Here is a 16,043-nt window from a genome sequence, read left to right as displayed (position 1 = left end):
CGGTGAACGCCATGGGGGAACGCTTCGGCGAGTTTGTCCGGGAAACCGGCGAAACCAAGGTTTCCGTCCGCATCGATCTCGATGGGACGGGGACGGCTTCGGTCGACACCGGGGTCGGTTTCGCCGACCACATGCTGTCGCTTTTAAGCTTCTGGGGCCGCTTCGACCTGATGGTTTCCTGCCGGGGCGACCTGGAAGTGGATGCCCACCATTCCCTGGAGGATGTGGCCATCTCGCTCGGCGAGGCCATACGCCTGGCCCTTGGCGACCGGGCCGGCATCGCCCGGGTGGGCGTGGCCAAGGTGCCCATGGACGAAGCGCTGTGCGAAGTGGTGGTCGACCTGTCCGGCCGGCCGTACCTTGTGTATCGCGGCGGCGAAACGCTGCCGCCGGTGATCGCGGGCGAGGAACGTGACCTGTGGCGGGAGTTTTTCAAATCCCTGGCCTTTACGGTTCGCGCCAACCTGCATATTCATTACGAATACGGACAAAACGGCCATCATCTGGTGGAGGCGGCCTTCAAGGCGCTGGGACTGGCCCTGCGCCGGGCGACGACCGCCGATGGAACCAGGGTGCCGAGCACCAAGGGGAGCCTGGACTGATGCGAAACAAATCGTTGGCCTGTCTCGTTGTCGTGTTGGCGGCCGTCATCTCCCTGTCGACGGGATGCGTGCGTCGCACCGCGTCGATGGCCAAGGCACCGGCCCCCGGCGATGCCGCCACTTCGGCTGTGGCTTTTCTGAACAAGACCTTCGTCGTAGCCCCGTTCGTCATTCCGGCCACCGACGCCGATCTGCCCACGGGCTACCTGCCCTCCATACGGTCCGTGCCCGAGGCGGCCCCGGTCCAGCTCGACGCCGCCCTGGACGCCGATCTGGCCGGCTCCGGCCAGCACTTCGTGCCGTCCAAAATGGCCTACACCTGCGCCCGTTCGGCGCAGCGCGGCAATGAGACCGGCCGGCTGGCCACCATGCGCTACTGGCAGAATATCGGCAAATGCGCCGGCGCGGACTTCGTGCTCGTGCCCCTGGTCATCGACTGGAGCGAGCGCGAGGGTTCCGCGATCGGCGCCACCAAGCCCGCCAGCGTGAACCTGAGCCTGACGCTCATCGACGTGCGCACCGGCGGCATCGTCAAGACCTTCCACTTCAACGAAACCCAGCAGACCCTGGCCGCCAACATCCTGGAAGCCAAGAAGTTCGTGTCCAGAAACGGCCGCTGGCTCTCGGCCATGGAACTGGCCCAGGAAGGGCTCAAGCAGGGCGTGAAGGAGCTTGGTCTGTGATCCTGTTCCCGGCCGTGGACATCAAGGACGGCCAGTGCGTCCGCCTCAAGCAAGGCTTGGCCGATGAAGTGACCGTCTTCTCTCCCGATCCCGAGGCCATGGCCCGCCACTGGGAGGACCTCGGCGCGCTGTGGTTGCATCTGATCGACCTGGACGGGGCGTTTAGCGGCCGGCCGCGCAATTTCGAGCTGATCTCCCGCATCTGCGCCGGGCTTTCCATCCCGGTCCAGCTCGGGGGCGGCATCCGCGACGCGCGGACCGCAGGCGCCTATCTGGAGGCCGGTGTGCGGCGTCTGATCATCGGTACCCTGGCCCTGGCCGAGCCCGATGCCTTTGCCGCCATCTGCGCCGCCCACCCGGGCCGTGTGGGCGTGTCTCTCGACGCCGTGGACGGCCGGCTCAAGGTCAAGGGCTGGGTCGAGGACGCGGGGATGACCGTCGAGGAAGTCGTGCCGCGTCTGGCCGAGCAGGGCGCCGCCTTCGTCGTTTACACCGACATCAGCCGCGACGGCATGCAGACCGGCGTCAACCTGGAGGCGCTTGAGCGCCTGCTCGACCTCACCGACCTGCCCGTGCTCGTGGCCGGAGGCGTGGCCACTTTGGACGACGTCAAAACGCTTTTCCCGTATTCCAAAAAAGGGCTTCAAGGCGTAATCACCGGCCGGGCCATCTATACCGGAACCCTCGATTTCGGGGAGGCCATGGCCTACATCGCCGACCAGTCCGAGGAGGTCGCATGAAAACCCTGGAAGTCGGCGGCATGCACTGCCCGAAGTGTGTCGCGTCCGTGACCAAGGCCCTGTCCGAAGTGCCGGGGCTGTCCAACGTGTCGGTCGATCTGGAAAAAGGCCAGGCCACCTTTGACGGCGAGGCTTCCGAAGACGCCATCAAGGGCGCCATCGACAAGATCGGTTTCATTCCCGGCGCGATCAAGTAACGTGCCGCAAAGAATGTCTGTATTGACCGGCTGTCGTGGCTTGCGCGGCGGCCGGTTTGTTTTTGGGAGGCGGGGGGTGATGCCGCTTTGTGGAAAACGGCAGGGTGGGCGTGGACGAGGGGCAATGTTCTTGGCGGCTTTCGCCGTGTTGCTCCTGTTGTTTGCGCCCCGGCCGGGAGCGGCCCGGGATGCCGTGTCCGTGGCCCGGGTCTTCGACGGGGACACGGTGCGTCTGGCCGACGGCCGTACGGTGCGTCTGGCCGGCATCGACGCACCGGAGGTCGCCCATGGTCTGGCCCCGGCCCAGTATTACGCCGACGCGTCTAAGCGGGGGCTTGAACGGCTGACCCGCGGCCGGACCCTGCGTTTTGTGCCGGTGGGGGCGGGGCGGGACCGGTTCGGCCGGGCGCTTGGCGACCTGCTGCTGCCTGACGGCGCGTCCGTGGCCGAAGGCATGGTTGCCTCGGGCGCGGCCTTTGTGTTCTGGTATCGGGATCTGCCCAAGCCGTTGGTGCGGCGTCTTCTGGCCGCCCAGCGACGGGCCATGGCCCAGGGCAGGGGCTTTTGGCCGCGCATCCTGCGCCTGCCGCCGCCTGTGGGCGGGTATGTGGGCAATGCCGCCTCGCATCGGTTTCATGTTCCCGGTTGCCCGGACGCCGCGCGCATCGGCCGCCGCAACCGGCTGGTCCTGGCCGATGCCGGGCAGGCCTTTGCCCGGGGATTTTCTCCGGCACGGGGATGTACCCCCTGGCCGCCCGCGGGAAGCGTCGCGGAGAGCCGGCGGACGGATAAACCTTGACGCGGCGGCATTTTTAGACCATCCATTTTTCCGCGACAGCCCTTGCCCGACGCCGCGCCGGACGCAAAAAAACGCGTACCCGGGCATGATTCGGGCTAATAACCTATCTGGAGGCAGCATGTTTTTTCCGAGTCTGGCACACGCCATGGGCGCCGCCCCCACCGGCGGCAGCGGTGGGGCGGGAGGCAATCCCATCACCGCGTTTTTGCCGCTGATCATTATGTTCGCCATCTTCTATTTTCTGCTGATTCGTCCCCAGCAGAAAAAGGCCAAGCAGCACCGCGAGTATTTGGCCAATCTCAAGCGCGGGGACTACATCCTGACCGGCGGCGGCATCTACGGCCGTATCATGGAAGTGCATGGCGACAAGCTGACCGTGGAGATTGCCAAGGATCTCACCATCGAGATCAATCGCAGCTTCGTCTCCGGCCCCGGCGAGCCCCAGGCCGCTCCCGCCAAGGCTGAAGCGAAAGGCAAAGCCAAAGATTAGCGATTTTGACGGCGTCGGGGGGTCCATCCCCGGCGCGCGAGGCGAAGGGGGCCGGCCGGCGTTCCTTCGCCTTGAGTGTTTCCCCGAAGCGCAAGCCTCCCAAGGAGAGCCTCGCCCATGTCTGGAAATATGCGTTGGCGGCTGGCCGTCATCAGTCTTGTGGCCTTTTTGGGCCTCATTTATATGCTGCCGTCCGTCGGCCCGGTCAAACAGTCCTTTCTGGGCAAGTTTTTGCCTGATGATGTCATAAACCTCGGCCTCGACCTCAAGGGCGGCATCCACCTCACCCTGGGCGTGGACGTGGACAAGGCCCTGGCCAACTCCCTGGTCCAGATGGGCCGGGACGTGCGCGACCAGGCCAAGGACGACGGCATCGCCGTTTTGCGCCCCCAGACCACGCCAGACGGCAAGCATCTCCAGCTCGTTTTGGCGACGGGGGATAAACGGCAGGCTTTCGACGACATGCTCGCCAACCATTTCAACGTGCTGGTCGTCGACAATGTGGAAAGCGGCCCGGACGGCAAGTTCACCTACAAGCTGTCCTTCACCCCGCGCTACAAGTCCGAGCTGACCCGCATGACCGTGGACCAGGCCGTCAAGACCATCCGCAACCGCATCGACGAATTCGGCGTGGCCGAGCCCGACATCCGCAAGCAGTCCGACAACCGCATCCAGATCCAGCTGCCGGGCCTGCACGATCCCGAGCGGGCCATCAAGCTCATCGGCAAGACCGCGCACCTGGAATTCAAGGTCGTGGACGACAACGCGGACCTGGACAAGGCCCAGAAGGGCATCTTGCCCCCGGGCGAGGAGCTTTCCGTCCTGCGCCACCGCAATCCCGACGGCACCTATCTCGAGCGGCCCATCGTCCTGCGTTCCGACGCGGTCATGACCGGTGAGCACATTTCCGACGCCCGGGCCAATTTCGACCGCAACAACCAGGCCTATGTCGCCTTGTCGTTCACGCCGAGCGGTTCGCGCCAGTTCGAGCGGGTGACCGGCGAGAACGTGAAAAAGCGCCTGGCTATCGTTCTGGACGGCAAGGTCTATTCCGCGCCGACCATTCAGGAAAAAATCAGCGGCGGCCGGGCCAGCATCACCGGCCATTTCACCACCGAGGAAGCCCGCGATCTGGCCATCGTGCTGCGCGCCGGCGCGTTGCCGGCTCCGGTCAGCATTCTGGAACAACGGAGCGTCGGTCCTTCCCTTGGCCAGGAATCCATCGAGCAGGGCGTTTATTCGGCTCTGGTCGGCGGCGTCATCGTCATCGGCTTCATGGTCCTTTACTACGGGTTGGCCGGCTTCGTCGCCGATATGGCCCTCCTTTTCAACATGGTGCTGATCATGGCCGGCTTGGCCGGATTCGGGGCGACCCTCACCCTGCCGGGCATCGCGGGCATCATTTTGACCATCGGCATGGCCGTTGACGCCAACGTTATTATTTTCGAGCGGATACGCGAGGAACTCCGCCTGGGGCTCTCGGCCCGCAAGGCCGTGGACACCGGCTACGACCGGGCCACGCTCACCATCTTCGATGCCAACGTGACCACGATCATCGCGGCCATGGTGCTCTACCAGTTCGGCACCGGCCCCATCCGGGGCTTTGCCGTAACCCTGATTCTCGGCACCGTGGCCTCCATGTTTACGGCCATTTTCTTCACCCGCTTTCTGTTCGACCTCTGGCTGTCCCGGCGGCCGCCGGACGCGGGCATTCGCATCTGAAGCAAGGCCCCCGCAAGGGGGCTTTTTTTTCAGGTTTGACCCCCATCCCGGCACACCGTACAGTGCCCCCATCGCTTAAGCGAGGTGAGTCCGAACCGATGCCTGCCGCTTTCCGATTTCGTCTTCGCGTCGCGCTGACGGCCGCGGTCTTCTTTTGTGTCTGCGCCGCGCCCGCCGTCTGTTCCGAAAAGGCTTTCACCATCGACGACATGCTGCGGGTGGCCATGATCGACGACCTGCGCCTGTCCGCCGACGGCAGACACGTGGCCTTCACCGTCACCCGGGCCGTCATGGACGAGCAGGGCGGCGATTTGCGTTCGCGGGTGTACGTGGCCGACGCCGCCAAGTCTTTGGCGCGCCCCGTCACTTCGGAACGGGAGGTCTGCGAAAAGCCGGTTTTTTCTCCGCACGGATCGCGTCTTGCCTACCTTGTCCAAACCGACGACACGACCGATGCCGTGGTCATGTCGCTTGGAACCGGCCACACCCGTCGCCTCACCCACGGCCGGGGCGACGTGCTCGATCTGGCTTTTACGCCGGACGGGAAGGCGCTGGCCATGACGATGACCATGAACGGCGGCTCGGGCAACCGGGAGACCAACTGCGACGCGGATGTGGATGTCCTGGACGAGGAGGGCGGCGCGGCGGGGCTTTTTCTGCTGCCGCTTGCCGGCCAGGGAGCGCTTCGCGGACTGGTCACGGACAGGGACGTGGGCGGCTTCGTCTTTTCTCCGGACGGCGGCCGCATCGCTTTCGAGACGACGCCGCCCGACGCGCCGCCGCGCGGTCGTCGCGGCAATACCGTCGCCGGCCGGGCCCAGCCCCAGGACGCGGCCCAGACCGACATCGCCATGGTGGACGTGAAAACCGGCCGCGTCGTGCCGGTGGCCGCTACCGCCGATTCGGAAACCAGCCCCTGTTTTTCCCCGGACGGCAAATGGTTGGCCTACGTGGCCACCCGCGCGCCGGGGTTTTATTACAGCGCCGCCCGGGTCATGATCGTTCCCGCGTCCGGCGGCGCGCCCCGGGCGCTGGCGGCGACGCCGGACGCCCGGCCGGAGATGCTCGGCTGGTCGGCTGACGGCGGGACCATCTATGTCCGCGAAATCGAGGGCACGGGCGCGGTGGTTTTGGCCCTGCCCGTTTCCGGCGCCGCGCCGCGCACGGTGTCCGGCACGCCGCGCATGGTGTCCCAGGCCGCCGTTTCCGCCTCGGGCAATGCCCTGGGCATGGTGCTGGTCGACAGCGACCTGCCCCCGGAGGCCTACCTGACTCCGCTCGGGCGGTTCGCGCCGAAACCCGTGTCCGCGGTCAACAAGGAATTTGTCGGCTACCGGCTGGGGAAGACCGAGGTGGTGCGCTGGAAGGCGGCCGACGGGACCGTCCTCGAGGGCCTCTATACCCATCCCGTCACGCCCGGTTCCGGGCCGCCGCCGCTTCTGGTGGAGCTTCACGGTGGTCCGGCCGTGGCCGCCGACCGGCAGTATCTGGGCGCGCTCAACTACTACCCGCTGGCTGTCTTCAGCGAGCGCGGCTACGCCCTTTTCCAGCCCAACGTCCGGGGCTCGGACGGCTACGGGCCGGCCTTTCGCATGGCGATCAAGGGCGATTGGGGCGGGGTGGACTTCGCCGACCTGCAAAGCGGGATCGACGCCCTGGTCGCGCGCAAGCTGGCCGATCCCAAGCGCCTGGGCGTCATGGGCTGGAGCTACGGAGGCTACCTGACCGCCTGGACCATCGGCCATACCGACCGTTTCGCCGCCGCCTCCATCGGCGCGGGCATAACCGATCTGGTCAGCCAATCCGGCAGTATGGACCTGCCCGATTTCATTCCGCTGTATTTCGGCGGCGAAGCCTACGAGCGCTTCCAGACGCTTTTCGACCACTCGCCGCTCAAGTATGCCGCCGCCATAAAGACCCCGACGCTTTTTCAGCACGGCGTGTCCGACGAGCGCGTGCCGTTCACCCAGTCCCTGGAACTCTATACCGCCCTGTCGCGCCTGGGCGTGCCCACCAAGCTGGCCGCCTATCCCCGAAGCGGCCACGACGTGACCGAGCCGTCGCTTATCCGCGACCTGATGGTCCGAAACCTCGACTGGTTCACGCGCTATGTCCCGATCGCGCCAGTGGAAACGGCGTTCTTTTTCGGCGACGCCGCAACCGTGCCGCCGGTTCGGGAAAACGGCAAAACCGGGGCGGGCGATCGCCCGGGGGCTGGCGGCGGGCCGTGTCCCCGGCCCGGCTCCTGACGGGCGGCCATGACCGGGACAGGACGGCGCATCCTGGCGGCGGCAAGCCTTGTCTGGACGCTTGTCGCGGCCACGGCCTGTCCCGCCCTCGCCGACGAACGCCTGGAAATCGCCGCCGTCTACCGCAGCCTGGGCTATCGGGACCTCGGCGAACCCCGCTGCTCCAATCCTTCCGCCGGCATTCTGCCGGAGTACGGCGGCTGGACCCGCAACTGGTCCGAGACCCGGGCCTATGTCGCGCTCTCCTGGCGTCTGCTGGACTCGCGCCACCTCGTTGTCGCCCCGGGTTTCCACCTGGGCACGTCCACGGGCCGTTTCGAGGCCAAGAACGTCGGCATCGGCTATTATGAAGCCTGGGAAACCCGGCCGGCCTTGCTTTGGGGCCCCTCGGTCCGGCTGATCCTGCGCCGGGAACCGGGCCACGGCGGTTTTCTCCTGGCCCGCTACGAGCTTTTCATCGCCAGCGCCCCCGAGGCCCGCGAGGATGTCGCCAGCGCCTCGGGCACGGGCACGCCGCCTTCCCAGCGCGACGCGACCTTCTCCTGGCGCAGCCACGAGGCCACACTGGCCCTGGGCTACGATTGGGGCAGGGTGACCGTGGCCGCCGGAGCGGCGCTCACCGCCTTTCGCCTGGACAAGCGCCTTTCCCACCACATCGATCCCAGCGGGGCCAGGGGGACGGCCCTGGCCGCCATCCTGGCGCTGAACGCCTGGCCCGGCCAATACGGCTACGAACCCAAAAGCCTTGTCGCGCCCTATCTGGCCGTGGCCTTTCGGCCCGTGTCCCGTCTGCGTCTGGCGGCGGAACTGCGGCCGTCCGCCCAGCCCGATTGTTCCCTGTCCCTTTCGGTTTCCTTCTGAAGATTTTTATCTTCCGACGGTTTTCGTATGCTAATGGTTGCCATGCGTTCCTGCCGCGTGTTATGAATTATTTGTTCTTACTATGATTGATAACAGGCGATAAAAAAAGGAGGCTTCATGGTGTCCATTTTCCGTGTTCTTGTCGCGCTGGCGACGGTGGCGCTGACGGCCGCCCCGGCCCTGGCCCATTTCGGCATGGTCATTCCGTCCCAGGATGTGGTCACGAGCAAGGAAAAAGCCAAGGTGGACCTGGTTGTGTCCTTCTCCCATCCCATGGAAGGCAACGGCATGAACATGGCCAAGCCCAAGGCCTTTGGCGTGGTTGACGGCGGCAAGAAGACCGACCTGCTCGGCACGCTCAAACCGACCAAGGTCATGGATCATGACGCCTGGAAGTCCGAATATACCTTCAAGCGCCCGGGCGTGGGGATTTTCTACGTGGTGCCCGAGCCTTATTTCGAGCCGGCCGAGGACAAGTACATCGAGCACCTGACCAAGGTCGTGGTGCCGGCCTTCGGCGAGGAAGAGGGCTGGGATGAGCCTGTGGGGCTACCGGCCGAGATCATTCCGCTTTCGCGTCCCTTCGGCAACTATGTCGGCAACGTGTTCACGGGCAAGGTGCTCGTGGACGGCAAGCCGGCCGCCGGGGTCGATGTGGAAGTGGAATATTATAATAAGGACAAGGCCTACACCCCGCCCAACGAATATCTGGTGACCCAGGTGGTCAAGACCGACGCCAACGGCGTTTTCACCTATGCCGTGCCCTTTGGCGGCTGGTGGGGATTCGCCGCCCTGACCGACGCGCCGCAGACCATCGAAAAGGACGGCGTGGCCAAGAAGGTGGAGCGCGGGGCCGTCATGTGGGCCAAGTTCGTTGATCCCAAGCACAAGAAGAAGTAAGGCATTCCGATTCGTCCCCGGGACTCTTGCTTGACGATTCGGGAGGGCGGGCTGGGTCCGCCCTCCCACAACTTTCCGCGCCTTGGGCGCGACAGGCAGGCAGCATGCATATTTCCGAAGGGGTGCTTTCCGGACCGGTGCTGGCCGGCGGCTGGGCGATCACGGCCGTGGGCACGGCCGTGGGCTTAAAGCGCCTGGACTACGACAAGCTCATGACCGTGGCCATCCTCTCGGCCGCTTTTTTCGTTGCTTCGCTCATCCATGTGCCCATCGGGCCGGTCAGCGTCCACCTTATCCTCAACGGGTTGATCGGCGCGATCCTCGGCTATGCGGCCTTTCCGGCCATCTGCGTGGCGCTGTTGCTCCAGGCCGTGCTCTTCCAGTTCGGCGGTTTGGTGGTGCTCGGCGTCAACACCTGCGACATGGCGCTGCCGGCCGTGTTCTGCTTTCTGCTCTTCGGGCCGCTTCTTCGAGCCGGCGGAACCAAACAGGCGGTGGGGGCCTTTTGCTGCGGCTTTTTCGCCGTGCTTCTGGCCGGCTGCCTGACCGCCTGCGCCCTGGCGCTGTCCGGCGAGGCGTTTCTCGGCACGGCCAAGGTGATTCTCATCGCCCATATTCCCATCATGCTTATCGAAGGGGTGCTGACGGCCATGGCCGTGGCCTTCCTGGCCAAGGTCCGCCCCGAGATGCTGGCCATCCGTCTGGCTGGGTAAGTTGGGAAGAACTGGGGGGAAACCTTTCTGTAGAAAGGTTTCCCCCCAGGCCCCCCTTCCCAAGACTTTTAACGGTGACGGGATGTGAGCGGTGCTGCTCAAGGAATGTCGGAGTGTTCGGGAAGAGGAGGGCGCGAAAAGGGAGAACCCTTTTTCAAAGGATTGGCCCTCTCGTATAAGGGATTATTGCCATGAAATATAAGTATATTCTCATTGCAGCTTTGGCGCTTTGCCTGGGTGCGGCCGCACCGGCCCTGGCCCACCGGGTCAACGTGTTCGCCTATGTCGAGGGCAACGACGTACATGTGGAATGCAGCTACAGCCGCTCCGACCGGGTGCGCTTCGGGGAGATCACTGTCAAAAACGCCGCCACCGGGCAGGTCTATCTGACCGGCAAGACGGACGACAAGGGCAATTTCGTCTTCCCCGTGCCCGAGGCCGCTCGCAAGGACAAGGCTGAGATCGCCATCCATCTCGATGCCGGCGAGGGCCATCAGAACAATACGACCGTCAAGGCCGAGGAATACCTGTCCGCCGCCCCGGCCGATCAAAGCGCGGCCCCGGTCGCCCCTGCCGCTACGACGGCAACCGCGCCCGCGACAGCCGCCGCGTCGGCACCGGCCCAAACCGCCGTGGCCGTGCCCATGGACCAGGCCGCCTTGCGGGCCGTGGTCGAACAGGCCGTGGAAGTCAAGATCGCGCCCATCCGCAAGATGCTGTTGGATCAGGAGGAAAAAGGCCCGGGCCTGGCCGGGATCGCCGGGGGCATCGGCTGGCTGGTCGGCATTGCCGGACTTCTGGCCTACGTCCGCTGCCGCAAGGGCGGACGGGGCGCATGATCGACGAGCCGCTTGCCCGGGGAAGCTCGCCTATCCATTCCCTGGACCCCCGTTTCAAACTCGTAGCCTGTCTGGCCCTGTCTGTTGTCGCCGCCTTGGCCGCAACGCCGGCCGCCGCCGGTTTGGTGCTCGTCTGCGGTTTTTGCCTCACCATTGCCGCCCGCCCGTCCTGGCGCGTGGTCTGGGGCCGGTTCGTCGCGGTCAACGTCTTCGTGCTTTTCTTGTGGCTCGTGTTGCCCTTTACAGCGCCGGGAGAGGCGGCGTGGCGGAGCTTCGGCCTGACCGCGACCCGGGAGGGCGTGGCCCTGGCCTCCGTCATCACGGTCAAAACCAACGCCATCTTTTTTTGCATCGTGGCCCTGGTCGCCACCATTCCGGCTCCGGCCCTGGGCCGGGCCATGACCGCGCTTCGCGTGCCGGCCAAGTTTTCCTTTCTCTTTCTTTTCACCTACCGTTACCTGCACGTCATCGCCGAGGAGTATGCCCGGCTGGTTACATCGGCCAAACTTCGGGGCTTTGTCCCGGCCACGGACGCGCGCACCTACCGCACCTACGCCGCCCTGGTCGCCATGGTGCTGGTGCGCAGCTTCGATCGTTCCCAGCGGGTCTATCAGGCCATGCTGTTGCGCGGCTTTCACGGCACATTCCCCAGCCTGGACCGGTTTGCGGCCCGGCGCGGCGATGTGGTTTTCCTGAGCCTGTGTCTGGTCGTATCCGCGGCGGCCGGCGCGCTCGATTTCGTTTTGCGGAGGGGACATGTCTTCTGAGCCGCTGCTGCGCCTTTCCGGGGTGGGCTACGCCTATCCCGGCAGCGACCGTCCGGTGCTGGCCGATGTCGATTTCACGTTTTCGGCCGGGGAGCGCATCGGGCTTTTTGGGCCGAACGGCTCGGGCAAAACCACGCTGTTGCATGTGATGATGGGGCTTGTCCGGCCCGATGCCGGCGAGGTGCGCTACAAGGGGACCGTTGCCGCCACGGAAAAGGATTTCCGGGCCGTGCGGCGGGGTATCGGGCTCCTTTTGCAAAACGCCGACGACCAGATCATCTACCCGACCGTGCTCGACGACGTGGCCTTCGGGCCGCTCAATTGCGGGCTCTCGCCGGCGCGCGCCCGGGAGGCGGCCGAACGCACCCTGGACATGCTGGGCTTGGCCGGTTTCGGCGAACGGCTGTCGCACCGGCTTTCGGGCGGGGAGAAAAAGCTCGTGTCCCTGGCCGGGGTGTTGGCCATGGAACCCGAGGCGCTGTTACTGGACGAGCCGACCAACGGCCTCGATCCGGGGACCCGGGAGCGCATCGCGGATATCCTCAAGCGCTTGGGCAAGCCGCTGATCGTCATTTCCCACGACTGGGATTTCCTGTTCGACGTGACCGAGACCTTCTATACCATCGAGGCGGGCAAGCTCGTCCACGACCCGCACTTCATCATCCACCGACACGTCCACGGTCACCCCCTGGGCGACCAGGCCCACCACCATCACGCTACGGAGTAGGGTAGGGCGAGGGATAAAATGGAACCAGGGGGAAACTTTTCTGTAGAAAAGTTTCCCCCCGGACCCCCTTTCCAAAGATTTTTAATGGTGAGGGGATGTTATCGGCGTTGCTCCCGTAACGTCGAAAAATTGAGGAAGGGGAGAGTGCGAGAGGGGCTACTGCCCTTTTTAAAGGGTTTCCCCTCTCGCACTTCTCTTGCCATTCTCCCCCTAATCCAGCCCAAGCTGGGCGAGGAGGTCGTCCACCGCGCCTTGTTGGACTTTGGTCTGGGGGCCTTTGAGTTCGGAAACCTTTTGTTTGGCCTCGGCCTGGAGTTCGGAGATGGTCTTGTCCGGGGCTTCGGCCCGGGCCTTGAGCTGGATGCCTGTGGACAGGTAGAGGTCGAGCACGATCTGTTCGACCTTTTTGATGGCGGTGATGATGCGCTTGATGCGCTGGCCGGTGAGGTCCTGGAAGCTCAGCGTGGTCATGATGCGCATGAGGTCTTCGCCGAGGGCGGCATTGTCCGTGCGCAGCTTTTCCACGGCTTCGGTGTCGGCCACGCCATTTTGCATGGCCGCCAGAAGCCCGGCCGCGTCGGCTTGCAAGTCCATGTGCTTTTCCACGATGTCCATGATCTCGGTGGTGGCCGTTTCCGTGGTCTCGAGGATCTTGTCCAGCTGCTGCGCCGCTTCCTGGAAGAGCTGGTCGGCCTGCTGCCGGTCGTCGACATGGGCCTCGCCCTCGGTCTTGGCCGCCTGGTTGATCTCTTTGTAGATGTCCTGGAGGCCCTGGCGCATTTCCTCGTTTAGGCGCTGGTGGAACTCGCTTTCCAGAAGCGAACGGGACAGGGTCTTGGCGACTTCCTTTTCAATGGTGACGCTGATGCTGTGGCGCAGGTCCGGGACGACTTCGGTCAAAAGCCTGTCCAACATGCGTTCGAGAAGTTCTTCGTCATTGATCATGCGGCGTTAGTCCCATTTTTTTCCGCGCAGGTCGTCGCGCTGGCTTTGGAAGACAAATTGTACGATGCTTTCCAGGTCGCGTTCCCGGATGCGAGTGAAATCGAGGGCATAGACCGTGCTCCCGTCCGGGGATTGCTCCTGGCGTAGGATGCGCCCCACCGCGCCGGCCATGCGGAGCGGAAATCGCGACAACACGACGACCGACTCCACATACTGCTCCACGTCCAGTTCCTGCGAGGCCGTAAACCGCACGCCCGCGCCGCTGATTTCGACGATCCCCATGGTTACCGGGAAGTCGGCCGTGAGTTCGTCGCGGCTTTGCATGGAGAGCAGCATGTCGAGTTTGGCGTTGATCGAGCACAGCATGGTGTGCAGCGCCTCGCTCATGCCCGCATCGCGCAGGTCGTTGCAGAGTCCCGGGCCGCCGCCGAGGAACGGCGATTCCCGGAAAATCTGGATGTCTTCCGGATCCGGCAACAGCCGGAGATAACCGGATAGGCGCGTGGGAATGCGCATGAAGGCCCGTTTTTCTTCCAAGCGGCACCCCCGCCGGTTACATGACGCCGTTTTCCAGTAAAATCTCCATGGCCGCCACCGGGCAGACCTTGGTGCACATACCGCAGGCCGAGCAGGTGTCTTCGTGAAATTCCACCAGCCGGGTCTCGATGTTGAGCGAAAGGGCCCTGGTCGGACAAAGGGCCGTGCACACGCCGCAGTGGATGCAGCGATCCTCGTCCCTGGAGACGCGCTGGGCGGCCGGCACAACGCCCACGCCGTGCTCCTTGAGGTAGGTCATGCCGGCGTCGAAGGCCTCTTTGGGGCCGCTGATGTCCATGGTCATCTGGCCTTCGTGGCGCGGGGTGATCTGGGCTTTCGAGATGTTGAAGACCAATCCGTAGACCCGGGCCAGATCGCAGACCACGGGCTTGTTCGAGGATTCGGGCGGGAAGGTCAGGTAAATGATCTTCCGCAGCGTGTTTTCTTGTGGGGTTTCCATGCGTATCCGTCGCTTGTTGGCCGGCGCTACTTGGGCATCATGGATTTGGCCCGGGTGGCGAAGGCGGAATCGGGATATTTGTCGATGACTTCCTTGAAGGACAATTTGGCCGCGCCGGCATTGCCGAGCTTCATGAAGGCCACGCCCCGCTTGAAGAGCGCATCGGCGTGTTTGGGGCTTTTGGGATATTTCTCGATGACTTCCTGGTAGGCCAGGGCCGCGTTGGCGAAGTCGCCGAGCTGGAAGTAGCACTCGCCGGTCCAGAAGAGGGCGTTCGGCATCAGCGAGCTGGTTTTGAAATTGCGGGCGAATTCCTGGAAAATCCCCAGCGCCTGCTGGTACTGGCGGGCGTTGAAGCTGGAAAGGCCCTTGGCGTAGACGGCGTCGGCCGGATTTTGCGGCTGCACCACCGGCGGTTGGGCCTGGGCGGCCGGAGCCTGGGTGCCTGGGGCGGTATAGGGCGGAATGGCCGGCTCGGATTCGTCCGGTCCCGCGCCGCCCGGGGTGGGCGCGCCGTAACCGGTGCGGGATTGGGCATAGCCGGTCTGCGGTTGGGCGTACCCGGATTGCTGCTGCTGGGTGTAGCCCGTCTGGGGCTGGGCGTACCCGGTCTGGGACTGCTGGCTATAGCCGGTTTGCGGCTGGGCATAGCCGGGCTGCTGTTGGGCGTAGCCGGTTTGGGGCTGCGCGTAGCCGGCCTGAGGCGCTGGAGCGGCTGCCGGCGCTGTGGCCGCCGGCGTTGCTGCGGCCGGACCGGCGGTTGGGCCGAGGTCGATGGCCAGCTGGGAGGCCATGCGGCTGACGTTGCCCTCGAGCCGGGTCACGCGGCCGGACAGTTCCGGATCGTTTTTGTTGGCCTGCACCTGCTGGGAGAGCTCTTCGACCTTGGCGTTTAAGCGCCGCAACTCGCCCTTGGTGTTCTCCAGTTCCGCCCACATGTCGGCGGGCGTGTTGAGGGGGGCCGGGGTATTGGGCTTGGGCGCGCAGCCGCCGACCAGGGCGGCGAGCATGGCTGCGGCCAGAAACGTACCTTTGCTGTGACGGGACTTCATGACGGCTTGCGACCTCGCTTGCGTCCCCAGATGAGGTAGACCACGCCCCCGAGTACGGGAACGAAGATGGCCAGGAGAAACCAGAACATCCTCTCCAGGGGGGTTGGAAACACGCGGTGAAAACTTTGCCATATCGCGATGTAATTGGGAAGGATCGCCAGGGCCAAAATGGCGACGGCGAAAACCATCTGGCCGGTGGTCATGGGCGGCAGCGCTGGCAAGGGGGGCATGCGGACCTCGTTTCGGATGTTGGCGGCGGTGCGGCCGTTATTTGCGGGAAGAGGGGCGGCGCATGCGGTAAAAGGCCGCAAGGAGCGCCAGCGAACCGAGGAAAATGGCGATGTCGGCCACGTTGAAGGCCGGCCAGTGATAGCTTTTATAATAGAAATCCAGGAAGTCCACGACCTCGCCCGTCTTGATGCGGTCGATGAGGTTGCCCACGGCCCCGCCCAGAATCGAGCCGAGGCCGAGGATGAGCAGCTTGTTGTCGGGACTGGCCATGCGCAGCAGATGGAAGATGATGAGCACGGCCAGGGCCGTTGCCGCGAAGAAGAAGTAGGTCTGCCACTGGATGTCGTTGCGGTTTAAAAAACCGAAGGCCGCGCCGCGGTTGAGCACATAAACGATATTGAAAAACCCGGGGATGACCTGTCGGGTGGTGTAGAGCGTCATGTTGCCGACGATCCACAACTTGGCGGCCTGGTCGAGGACGACCACCAGCACGGCCAGGGGAATGGCGATCTTGAAGCTCGAGCGCATG

General features: G+C 64.6%; 20 protein-coding genes. 14 read left to right on the top strand and 6 right to left on the bottom strand.

Translation table 11 applies throughout. From position 1 onward, the window contains the following. Positions 1 to 11: 11 nt before the first annotated feature. The 14 genes from hisB (at position 12) to DESFRDRAFT_RS09810 (ending at position 12,289) form a co-directional block, all read left to right on the top strand. Positions 12 to 602: an imidazoleglycerol-phosphate dehydratase HisB gene (gene hisB, locus DESFRDRAFT_RS09875; RefSeq protein ID WP_005993496.1), complete on the top strand. Its 591-nt coding sequence runs from the start codon at positions 12 to 14 to the stop codon at positions 600 to 602. After that, entirely contained in the window at positions 602 to 1,285 is a 684-nt protein-coding gene (locus DESFRDRAFT_RS09870; RefSeq protein WP_005993494.1) for a hypothetical protein, read from the top strand. The genes hisB and DESFRDRAFT_RS09870 overlap by 1 nt, the downstream gene beginning before the upstream one ends. Then, positions 1,282 to 2,025: a 1-(5-phosphoribosyl)-5-[(5-phosphoribosylamino)methylideneamino]imidazole-4-carboxamide isomerase gene (gene hisA / locus DESFRDRAFT_RS09865; protein ID WP_005993492.1), complete on the top strand. Its 744-nt coding sequence runs from the start codon at positions 1,282 to 1,284 to the stop codon at positions 2,023 to 2,025. Before DESFRDRAFT_RS09870 ends, hisA begins: the two co-directional genes overlap by 4 nt. Next, entirely contained in the window at positions 2,022 to 2,222 is a 201-nt protein-coding gene (locus DESFRDRAFT_RS09860; RefSeq protein ID WP_005993491.1) for a heavy-metal-associated domain-containing protein, read from the top strand. The genes hisA and DESFRDRAFT_RS09860 overlap by 4 nt, the downstream gene beginning before the upstream one ends. Before the next feature lie 124 nt (positions 2,223 to 2,346). Continuing rightward, positions 2,347 to 3,021 carry a thermonuclease family protein gene (locus DESFRDRAFT_RS09855; RefSeq protein ID WP_005993489.1) on the top strand — a complete coding sequence of 225 codons (675 nt, stop codon included), beginning with the start codon at positions 2,347 to 2,349 and terminating at the stop codon, positions 3,019 to 3,021. Positions 3,022 to 3,139: 118 nt separating this feature from the next. Beyond that, positions 3,140 to 3,511 (top strand): preprotein translocase subunit YajC, encoded by a 372-nt coding sequence (yajC, locus tag DESFRDRAFT_RS09850; RefSeq protein ID WP_005993488.1) that lies wholly within the window; start codon positions 3,140 to 3,142, stop codon positions 3,509 to 3,511. A 117-nt stretch (positions 3,512 to 3,628) separates the two neighbouring features. Further along, positions 3,629 to 5,233 carry a protein translocase subunit SecD gene (secD, locus tag DESFRDRAFT_RS09845; RefSeq protein WP_005993486.1) on the top strand — a complete coding sequence of 535 codons (1,605 nt, stop codon included), beginning with the start codon at positions 3,629 to 3,631 and terminating at the stop codon, positions 5,231 to 5,233. A 98-nt stretch (positions 5,234 to 5,331) separates the two neighbouring features. Continuing rightward, positions 5,332 to 7,482, top strand: a complete 2,151-nt coding sequence (locus DESFRDRAFT_RS09840) for a S9 family peptidase (RefSeq protein WP_005993484.1) — start codon at positions 5,332 to 5,334, stop codon at positions 7,480 to 7,482. A 9-nt stretch (positions 7,483 to 7,491) separates the two neighbouring features. Further along, on the top strand, positions 7,492 to 8,343 hold the full coding sequence (locus tag DESFRDRAFT_RS09835) for a hypothetical protein (protein WP_005993483.1): 852 nt from the start codon (positions 7,492 to 7,494) through the stop codon (positions 8,341 to 8,343). A gap of 117 nt (positions 8,344 to 8,460) precedes the next feature. Further along, positions 8,461 to 9,243: a DUF4198 domain-containing protein gene (locus DESFRDRAFT_RS09830; protein WP_005993481.1), complete on the top strand. Its 783-nt coding sequence runs from the start codon at positions 8,461 to 8,463 to the stop codon at positions 9,241 to 9,243. 104 nt (positions 9,244 to 9,347) lie between these two features. Further along, positions 9,348 to 9,956 (top strand): cobalt transporter CbiM, encoded by a 609-nt coding sequence (cbiM, locus tag DESFRDRAFT_RS09825; protein WP_005993479.1) that lies wholly within the window; start codon positions 9,348 to 9,350, stop codon positions 9,954 to 9,956. A gap of 191 nt (positions 9,957 to 10,147) precedes the next feature. Further along, positions 10,148 to 10,795, top strand: coding sequence for a hypothetical protein (locus DESFRDRAFT_RS09820; protein WP_005993477.1), 648 nt, complete (start codon positions 10,148 to 10,150; stop codon positions 10,793 to 10,795). Continuing rightward, positions 10,792 to 11,562, top strand: a complete 771-nt coding sequence (gene cbiQ / locus DESFRDRAFT_RS09815) for a cobalt ECF transporter T component CbiQ (RefSeq protein WP_005993475.1) — start codon at positions 10,792 to 10,794, stop codon at positions 11,560 to 11,562. The genes DESFRDRAFT_RS09820 and cbiQ overlap by 4 nt, the downstream gene beginning before the upstream one ends. Next, on the top strand, positions 11,552 to 12,289 hold the full coding sequence (locus DESFRDRAFT_RS09810; protein ID WP_005993473.1) for an energy-coupling factor ABC transporter ATP-binding protein: 738 nt from the start codon (positions 11,552 to 11,554) through the stop codon (positions 12,287 to 12,289). Before cbiQ ends, DESFRDRAFT_RS09810 begins: the two co-directional genes overlap by 11 nt. Positions 12,290 to 12,499: 210 nt before the next feature. On the opposite strand, the gene DESFRDRAFT_RS09805 is transcribed toward DESFRDRAFT_RS09810, so the two are convergent. From DESFRDRAFT_RS09805 to lspA, 6 genes are read right to left on the bottom strand one after another with little or no spacing between them, the layout of a single operon-like run. Continuing rightward, positions 12,500 to 13,234, bottom strand: coding sequence for a protein phosphatase CheZ (locus DESFRDRAFT_RS09805; protein WP_005993471.1), 735 nt, complete (start codon positions 13,232 to 13,234; stop codon positions 12,500 to 12,502). A 6-nt stretch (positions 13,235 to 13,240) separates the two neighbouring features. Continuing rightward, entirely contained in the window at positions 13,241 to 13,771 is a 531-nt protein-coding gene (locus tag DESFRDRAFT_RS09800; protein WP_005993469.1) for a PilZ domain-containing protein, read from the bottom strand. Between the two features lie 16 nt (positions 13,772 to 13,787). Continuing rightward, a complete protein-coding gene (locus tag DESFRDRAFT_RS09795; RefSeq protein ID WP_005993467.1) occupies positions 13,788 to 14,231 on the bottom strand; it encodes an NIL domain-containing protein in 444 nt (147 codons plus the stop codon). Positions 14,232 to 14,257: 26 nt separating this feature from the next. Further along, positions 14,258 to 15,283 (bottom strand): tol-pal system protein YbgF, encoded by a 1,026-nt coding sequence (gene ybgF / locus DESFRDRAFT_RS09790; RefSeq protein ID WP_005993465.1) that lies wholly within the window; start codon positions 15,281 to 15,283, stop codon positions 14,258 to 14,260. Beyond that, complete coding sequence (locus tag DESFRDRAFT_RS09785; protein ID WP_005993463.1) at positions 15,280 to 15,513, bottom strand: PLDc N-terminal domain-containing protein; 234 nt, start codon at positions 15,511 to 15,513, stop codon at positions 15,280 to 15,282. Before DESFRDRAFT_RS09785 ends, ybgF begins: the two co-directional genes overlap by 4 nt. Positions 15,514 to 15,550: 37 nt before the next feature. After that, positions 15,551 to 16,042: a signal peptidase II gene (gene lspA / locus DESFRDRAFT_RS09780; RefSeq protein WP_005993461.1), complete on the bottom strand. Its 492-nt coding sequence runs from the start codon at positions 16,040 to 16,042 to the stop codon at positions 15,551 to 15,553. Position 16,043 lies beyond the last annotated feature (1 nt).

Source organism: Solidesulfovibrio fructosivorans JJ], from assembly GCF_000179555.1.
Lineage (GTDB): Bacteria > Desulfobacterota > Desulfovibrionia > Desulfovibrionales > Desulfovibrionaceae > Solidesulfovibrio > Solidesulfovibrio fructosivorans.
This window is presented reverse-complemented; position numbering and strand designations above follow the sequence as displayed.

Excerpts from the sequence above, each read along its gene's own strand:
- hisB (WP_005993496.1), top strand. The coding sequence starts at position 12 with ATGGGGGAACGCTTCGGCGAGTTTGTCCGGGAAACCGGCGAAACCAAG.
- DESFRDRAFT_RS09870 (WP_005993494.1), top strand. The coding sequence starts at position 602 with ATGCGAAACAAATCGTTGGCCTGTCTCGTTGTCGTGTTGGCGGCCGTC.
- DESFRDRAFT_RS09860 (WP_005993491.1), top strand. The coding sequence starts at position 2,022 with ATGAAAACCCTGGAAGTCGGCGGCATGCACTGCCCGAAGTGTGTCGCG.
- DESFRDRAFT_RS09855 (WP_005993489.1), top strand. The coding sequence starts at position 2,347 with ATGTTCTTGGCGGCTTTCGCCGTGTTGCTCCTGTTGTTTGCGCCCCGG.
- yajC (WP_005993488.1), top strand. The coding sequence starts at position 3,140 with ATGTTTTTTCCGAGTCTGGCACACGCCATGGGCGCCGCCCCCACCGGC.
- secD (WP_005993486.1), top strand. The coding sequence starts at position 3,629 with ATGTCTGGAAATATGCGTTGGCGGCTGGCCGTCATCAGTCTTGTGGCC.
- DESFRDRAFT_RS09840 (WP_005993484.1), top strand. The coding sequence starts at position 5,332 with ATGCCTGCCGCTTTCCGATTTCGTCTTCGCGTCGCGCTGACGGCCGCG.
- DESFRDRAFT_RS09835 (WP_005993483.1), top strand. The coding sequence starts at position 7,492 with ATGACCGGGACAGGACGGCGCATCCTGGCGGCGGCAAGCCTTGTCTGG.
- DESFRDRAFT_RS09830 (WP_005993481.1), top strand. The coding sequence starts at position 8,461 with ATGGTGTCCATTTTCCGTGTTCTTGTCGCGCTGGCGACGGTGGCGCTG.
- cbiM (WP_005993479.1), top strand. The coding sequence starts at position 9,348 with ATGCATATTTCCGAAGGGGTGCTTTCCGGACCGGTGCTGGCCGGCGGC.
- DESFRDRAFT_RS09820 (WP_005993477.1), top strand. The coding sequence starts at position 10,148 with ATGAAATATAAGTATATTCTCATTGCAGCTTTGGCGCTTTGCCTGGGT.
- cbiQ (WP_005993475.1), top strand. The coding sequence starts at position 10,792 with ATGATCGACGAGCCGCTTGCCCGGGGAAGCTCGCCTATCCATTCCCTG.
- DESFRDRAFT_RS09810 (WP_005993473.1), top strand. The coding sequence starts at position 11,552 with ATGTCTTCTGAGCCGCTGCTGCGCCTTTCCGGGGTGGGCTACGCCTAT.
- DESFRDRAFT_RS09805 (WP_005993471.1), bottom strand. The coding sequence starts at position 13,234 with ATGATCAATGACGAAGAACTTCTCGAACGCATGTTGGACAGGCTTTTG.
- DESFRDRAFT_RS09795 (WP_005993467.1), bottom strand. The coding sequence starts at position 14,231 with ATGGAAACCCCACAAGAAAACACGCTGCGGAAGATCATTTACCTGACC.
- ybgF (WP_005993465.1), bottom strand. The coding sequence starts at position 15,283 with ATGAAGTCCCGTCACAGCAAAGGTACGTTTCTGGCCGCAGCCATGCTC.
- DESFRDRAFT_RS09785 (WP_005993463.1), bottom strand. The coding sequence starts at position 15,513 with ATGCCCCCCTTGCCAGCGCTGCCGCCCATGACCACCGGCCAGATGGTT.
- lspA (WP_005993461.1), bottom strand. The coding sequence starts at position 16,042 with ATGCGCTCGAGCTTCAAGATCGCCATTCCCCTGGCCGTGCTGGTGGTC.